This is a genomic window from Idiomarina sp. UBA4206 (genome assembly GCF_002383015.1).
Taxonomy (GTDB): domain Bacteria; phylum Pseudomonadota; class Gammaproteobacteria; order Enterobacterales; family Alteromonadaceae; genus Idiomarina; species Idiomarina abyssalis.
In genome coordinates this window covers 1-5,473 of record NZ_DFTS01000055.1, presented here as the reverse complement: position 1 = coordinate 5,473, position 5,473 = coordinate 1, and the positions used below count along the sequence as shown (strand labels likewise).

The following is a 5,473-nucleotide window of genomic DNA, read 5'->3' as shown; positions in this document are numbered from 1 at the left end:
CGCTAATTTGAGACTGCGCATCTTCATTCCTGTTGTTTTACACACTGCCGAAACAATGCTTAGGGTTTATTTTTATGTCTCCCTAATGTAAAAGCTTGAACAAGGGAAGTGAAGCTCAATTTAGGCGCTATGAATAAAAAGACTCAAATAATCACTCTAATGGTGGCTTTAACTACCACAATAATTCTGGCCGGCTGTGAAGTGACACCTAATAACGTCAGGCGAGTAGTTACTTCCGGTATCCTCAGCGGAAATGACCCCACAGCGGTTGTTGAGTCGTTAGCTCGTGAGCGTCTCAATAGCTACCGCAGCAACCCCCGTCAGCTTATTAGCGATATTGAAGATCTGCGCAAAGCGCTGCGCGACCTTCGTACCGTTGCCGAAGCCATTTGGGGTGAAGAAAAGGACACGGTTCCCAGCGAGAAAAAGTACGTTAAATACAGCGATAACTTTCATGCCAAAGCCGTTGTTGATTTTGAGCAAGGCCTGCTGACCGTAGCCACTTTGCATGACAGCAACAATCCCGCCGAAACCCGGCAAAAATTGCAGGCGGCGATTGTACGCACGCTGCTGACACCGGCAGATCTCACCGCCGTGGATATATTTACCGATAAAGAGCCGGAAGGTTCAGGAAAGCCCTTTTTACGAGGTCAGGTTGTTGACCAGGACAATGTGGTGGTCGAATACCAGTGGCGAGCAAAGCGTTTTGCTGAGTATTTAGTTAACAACAAGCTTCGTACTCGCCGTGCCAAAGACAACGACGTTTATGAAGTACAAATTGCGCTGGTGGACGATCATAAATCGCTACGCAAACACCAATATTCCGATTACGTGATAGCAGCCGCGAAGCGCTACGATATTGAGCCTGAGCTTATTTACGCCATTATTGAAACCGAAAGCAGCTTCAACCCTTATGCGGTAAGCCATGCCAATGCTTATGGCTTAATGCAGGTGGTGGCAGCTACCGCCGGGCGAGATGTCTTTGAGCGGGTACGTGAAGTTCCCGGCCAACCAACCTCTGAGCAGCTGTTTGACCCCGCCCAGAACATTGATATAGGCAGTGCCTACTTATACATTCTCAACACCCAATATTTAAAAGGCGTACGAAACCCAAGCAGCCGCGAATACGCTATAGTCTCCGCATATAACGGCGGCGCCGGCAATGTACTAAAAACCTTTTCATCCAACCGCAACAGAGCCATACAGATAATGAACCGAAGTCAGCCCGGCGTTATTTACCGGGACTTAACTTCAAAACACCCTTTGGCTGAAAGCCGCCGGTACCTGGAAAAGGTGATGTACTTTAAGCAAAATTACTGACAAGACCCACAGCAAAAATCTTTACCGTGTACCGGTGCTGCCGCTTTCTTCTCGACAAAAAGCACGTTGTTTTCCAGGTAAATATGCTCGCGTAAGTCGTCCTGCAACTCTTTCAGGCCGTTATAAAGCGCAGTCCAGGTGCCACAGGCGCCTTCAGGCAAAGTCAGGTTGTTGGTCAGTTCATCAATTTTATTGATTTCATCTTCGTGCTGCACGTGCTCTTCTTCCATGACTGAAATTGGCCCGCTTGGATAAACTCCGCGCGACAACATTGGGAACAGAATTTGTTCTTCTTTCATCATGTGGCTTTCCAGCTCCTGCAACATATTGTCTAAGTGCTCAGCCAGACCATTAGGCGCTTCGGCATGATCACCGTGAACCTCTTCCACGCGCATAGCTAACTGCTTTAGTTCCGGTAACTGCTCGCGATGACGTTGATGAAAGCGTAAATAGATGTGCTCGATTAATTCCTGTGAGCCAGAATCCTGCCATTTCTGTTCAGCAGCTTGTAAACGTTCATTTAAAGTATTCATGGGGTAACTCCTGTTTGCTAAATTAAAATTTTCAGCCGTTACTTAACGATCTAAACTCTCGCTATGGCTGTTGATTGCAACAAACAGGCCAGCTTCTACCCCATTGTGATTATTGACTCTCCGGGGTGCCAAGGTACTATCAACCCAACCAATAAGGGTCTTTTTAACCTGAGCAGTCAATTTAACCATGTTACAAGAAAGTCTATTAGCAGACCTGCTGACCGAGCAGCCTGCCGCCGTTCGTTTACAGAATTTGGTCAATACCTTACGCCGTCATTTCAACTGTGGGGCGGTGGTGTTACTGAAACTGGATAACGAGGTACTTCAACCCGTCGCTATTCAGGGCCTGGTGCGCGAAGCTCTGGGTCGTCGCTTCGTGGTTGCGCAACACCCACGGCTGGCAGCACTGCTGGCTTCCCGCAGCCCGGTAAGGTTTGAGCATGACTCTTCGTTACCAGACCCTTATGACGGTTTATTAGCGGAGCAGCCGGGTAATGCACTGCCCGTACACGACTGCATGGGAATCAGCTTGTACCTGGAAAACAAATGCTGGGGGGTGCTGACATTAGATGCCTTGCAGCCGGGCACCTTTACCGATGATTCCATACTCGAGCTGCAAAAGTTCAGTTTATTCGTTGAAACAGCGGTGCGTATTGGCCAGCTTGAGCAAAACGTCAGAGCCTTGCGTCAGGGGCAACAACGCGCCATGCCGCAATCCGGAGCGACGGAAACCAACGATTCTGAAATTATTGGTCAGAGCAAAGCCATAGAAGGTGTTCTGAAAGAACTTAGAGTTGTCGCCGGTGCTGACTTACCGGTACTGCTTTTAGGGGAAACCGGCGTCGGTAAAGAACTCTTCGCACGCGAACTTCACTTATTGTCGCAGCGCAGCGATATGCCACTTATTTATGTTAACTGTGCTGCGCTGCCAGAATCCTTAGCTGAAAGTGAGCTCTTTGGTCATGTTAAAGGCGCTTTCTCCGGTGCTACCAGTGACCGTTCCGGGCGCTTTGAGGCGGCTCATGGCGGCACCTTATTTCTGGATGAAGTGGGCGAACTGCCACTGTCGATACAGGCCAAGCTGCTACGGGTTCTGCAAAACGGAGAAATACAGAGACTGGGTTCGGACAAGTATCGTAAAGTAGACGTGCGCCTGATAGCAGCCACCAACCGTAACCTGCGCCAGCAAGTCAGTAATGAAACCTTCCGTGCGGATTTATACCACCGCCTGTCGGTTTACCCGTTACCCATACCTCCTTTGCGTGAGCGCGATGACGATGTGTCGATTCTGGCCGGTCACTTTCTTGAGTTAAACCGCGCGCGCCTGGGGCTTCGTGCTTTACGGTTATCACCGGAAGCGGAACTGGCCATACAGCAGTATCAGTGGCCGGGTAATGTGCGCGAACTGGAGCACGTAATAAGTCGCGCAGCCATTAAGCTGCTGAGCCATGGTGTTGAGAAAACCGATATTGCGACCATTGAGCCGGAAATGTTGGATCTCGACGTTCAGTTACCCATGTCGACCGCTCTGGATTCGGATAAAAACAGCGGCGGAGCCGAGTTGCCAGTGCATAGCGTTTCCATGAAGGAGGCGGTTAGCTACACCCAAAGAAAAATGATTGAAGCGGCTTTGAGTCGGCATAACAACAGCTGGAGTCAAGCTGCTAAAGACCTGCAACTGGACGCCAGTAACCTGCACAAAATGGCAGGCCGGTTGGGAATGAAGTCATGACCCGGGAGTTGTTGATTCGGTTGCTCTGGCGCGCTCTGGCTCTATTTTTTGTGCTACTGGGGCTGATTGGTATTGCCCTGCCGGTAATGCCGACTGTTCCGTTTCTTATTGCCGCGCTCTGGGCTGCCAGCAAGGGTTGGCCTCGTTTGGAGGCCTGGCTGATTAACCACCCAAAATACGGTCCGGATATTAGAGCCTGGCGCGATAATCGCGTCATAAAACGCCGTTCCAAAGTCATAGCCCTGATTATGATGGCAACAGGTTATTTGGTGTTATGGTTATTGGTTCCACAGGTTCCCGTGTGGTTAAAAGGGCTGGTGGGTGTGGTCTTACTCACCGTGGGTTACTGGCTGGCCACTCGCCCTGAATTTGTACCTGAAAATAATGGAAACTCGTTATGAGTAAAACCCTTTCTCATCAGCAGATGCTGAAGTACAACCGGCACATTGCCCTACCGGCTATGGACTTAGAAGGCCAGGAAAGGTTACTAAACGCCCATCTGGTCATCATTGGCCTGGGCGGATTAGGCTGCGCCGTTGCGCCTTATTTAACCGCCGCTGGCGTTGGAAAGATCACCTTAGTCGATGACGATGTAATTGACCGTCATAACCTGCAACGCCAAATTCTGTTCACCGAAAGCAGCGTAGGGAATAACAAAGCAGAGCAAGCTCGCCAGCACCTGATGCAGCTGAATAGCGAGGCTGATATTACATCACTCCCGGTACGGGCAGATGAGGCTTTGCTGGCCAAACTGACAAAAGAAGCCACGCTCATTGTCGATTGCTGCGATAACCTGACGACACGTAACAGCGTTAATAAAGCGTGCCTAAAAAGTAAAACGCCTTTGGTTTCCGGCTCTGCCATTCGTTTTGAGGGCCAGATTGCCAGCTTTTCTATGCAAAACAGTTCGCCCTGCTACGCCTGTTACAGCCAGTTTTTTGGTGAGCAGCAACTCAGTTGTACAGAAGCCGGTGTTTTGTCTCCTTTGGTGGGGGTGGTAGGTACCATGCAGGCTGTCGAAGCAATAAAAATAGCGGCTGGTATTGGCCAGCCGCTGTATTCATCGGTATTGCTTTTTGATGCGCTGCACAGTGACTGGCAGCGGCTCAATATTCAGAAGCACCCGCAGTGCCCACACTGTGCAGACCTTTAACCCGGGTTACCATCAGCACGCGGCGTAGTCAGTACTTTAAAGTAAACCACAACGTAAATACCGTAAGCCAAAGCCCAGGCTAAAGTGCTGAACATGAGCCACTGGCTGGTTAACTCTGGTGCCAGCCACATTAGAAAGACGCGGGTCAGTGCCGCAATTAGCACCAATAAGAATGCGCCGGTCATAATCAGTTTGGGCTGCAATGGACGGCCACTGTGCCCCAGGGATACCCGGGCTATCATGCTCAAAATCATATTACCCATAGCACCAGCGGTCAGAGCGTGCAATGCCAGGCTCTGAGTCAGCTCAAAACCGGCATAGCGCAGTGCAAATAGCGCCAGCCCAACCGGAATAAACCAGTAGGCCAAATGCAGCGACCACAATAAAGGCACCCGCCAGGTCATCCAGATTTTCCAGCGCGCTACCCGTATCGCTGTAGCAACAGCTGAAACGGTAAATAAGAAGACCATCACCTGACTGGGTAAAATGGTGTGCAGATTCAAAAAGTGAACCGCAAAAATAAGCCACAAGCTGCCCAGCGCAATGCGATCAAGCCAGACAATCGGCTGTACTTTCGGTGTCATGGTGCCGTTGGCGGTAAACATGGGCAGTACCCGGCCGCCAATAATTGCCATAAGCAAGGTCACCAGGAACACCGCATTGTAGGCACCAAGAATTTGAATATGGTACTGACCAAAGTGCAAGCCATAATGCACCATGACACCGAAAGTACAG

6 protein-coding genes are annotated in these 5,473 nt (G+C 50.2%); 4 read left to right on the top strand and 2 right to left on the bottom strand.

Features of this window, described 5'->3' with window-relative positions:
- The first annotated feature begins 129 nt into the window (after positions 1–129).
- Positions 130–1,320 carry a murein transglycosylase domain-containing protein gene (locus tag B3180_RS11210; RefSeq protein ID WP_273021833.1) on the top strand — a complete coding sequence of 397 codons (1,191 nt, stop codon included), beginning with the start codon at positions 130–132 and terminating at the stop codon, positions 1,318–1,320.
- Here B3180_RS11210 and B3180_RS11205 read toward each other — a convergent pair.
- A complete protein-coding gene (locus tag B3180_RS11205) occupies positions 1,314–1,853 on the bottom strand; it encodes a hemerythrin domain-containing protein (protein ID WP_222236264.1) in 540 nt (179 codons plus the stop codon). The two genes, B3180_RS11210 and B3180_RS11205, sit on opposite strands and share 7 nt — an antisense overlap.
- A 187-nt stretch (positions 1,854–2,040) precedes the next feature.
- Here B3180_RS11205 and norR point away from each other — a divergent pair, with 187 nt between their 5' ends.
- From norR to B3180_RS11190, 3 genes are read left to right on the top strand one after another with little or no spacing between them, the layout of a single operon-like run.
- On the top strand, positions 2,041–3,585 hold the full coding sequence (gene norR / locus B3180_RS11200) for a nitric oxide reductase transcriptional regulator NorR (protein WP_273021835.1): 1,545 nt from the start codon (positions 2,041–2,043) through the stop codon (positions 3,583–3,585).
- Complete coding sequence (locus tag B3180_RS11195; RefSeq protein ID WP_054488616.1) at positions 3,582–3,986, top strand: YbaN family protein; 405 nt, start codon at positions 3,582–3,584, stop codon at positions 3,984–3,986. Before norR ends, B3180_RS11195 begins: the two co-directional genes overlap by 4 nt.
- Entirely contained in the window at positions 3,983–4,738 is a 756-nt protein-coding gene (locus tag B3180_RS11190; RefSeq protein ID WP_273021836.1) for a HesA/MoeB/ThiF family protein, read from the top strand. Before B3180_RS11195 ends, B3180_RS11190 begins: the two co-directional genes overlap by 4 nt.
- Here the strand turns inward: B3180_RS11190 and B3180_RS11185 are convergent.
- Positions 4,735–5,473, bottom strand: a 739-nt coding sequence (locus B3180_RS11185) for an NnrS family protein (protein WP_286844554.1), incomplete at its 5' end; no start/stop codon positions are given. The two genes, B3180_RS11190 and B3180_RS11185, sit on opposite strands and share 4 nt — an antisense overlap.

Excerpts from the sequence above, each read along its gene's own strand:
- B3180_RS11205 (WP_222236264.1), bottom strand. The coding sequence starts at position 1,853 with ATGAATACTTTAAATGAACGTTTACAAGCTGCTGAACAGAAATGGCAG.
- norR (WP_273021835.1), top strand. The coding sequence starts at position 2,041 with ATGTTACAAGAAAGTCTATTAGCAGACCTGCTGACCGAGCAGCCTGCC.
- B3180_RS11210 (WP_273021833.1), top strand. The coding sequence starts at position 130 with ATGAATAAAAAGACTCAAATAATCACTCTAATGGTGGCTTTAACTACC.
- B3180_RS11190 (WP_273021836.1), top strand. The coding sequence starts at position 3,983 with ATGAGTAAAACCCTTTCTCATCAGCAGATGCTGAAGTACAACCGGCAC.
- B3180_RS11195 (WP_054488616.1), top strand. The coding sequence starts at position 3,582 with ATGACCCGGGAGTTGTTGATTCGGTTGCTCTGGCGCGCTCTGGCTCTA.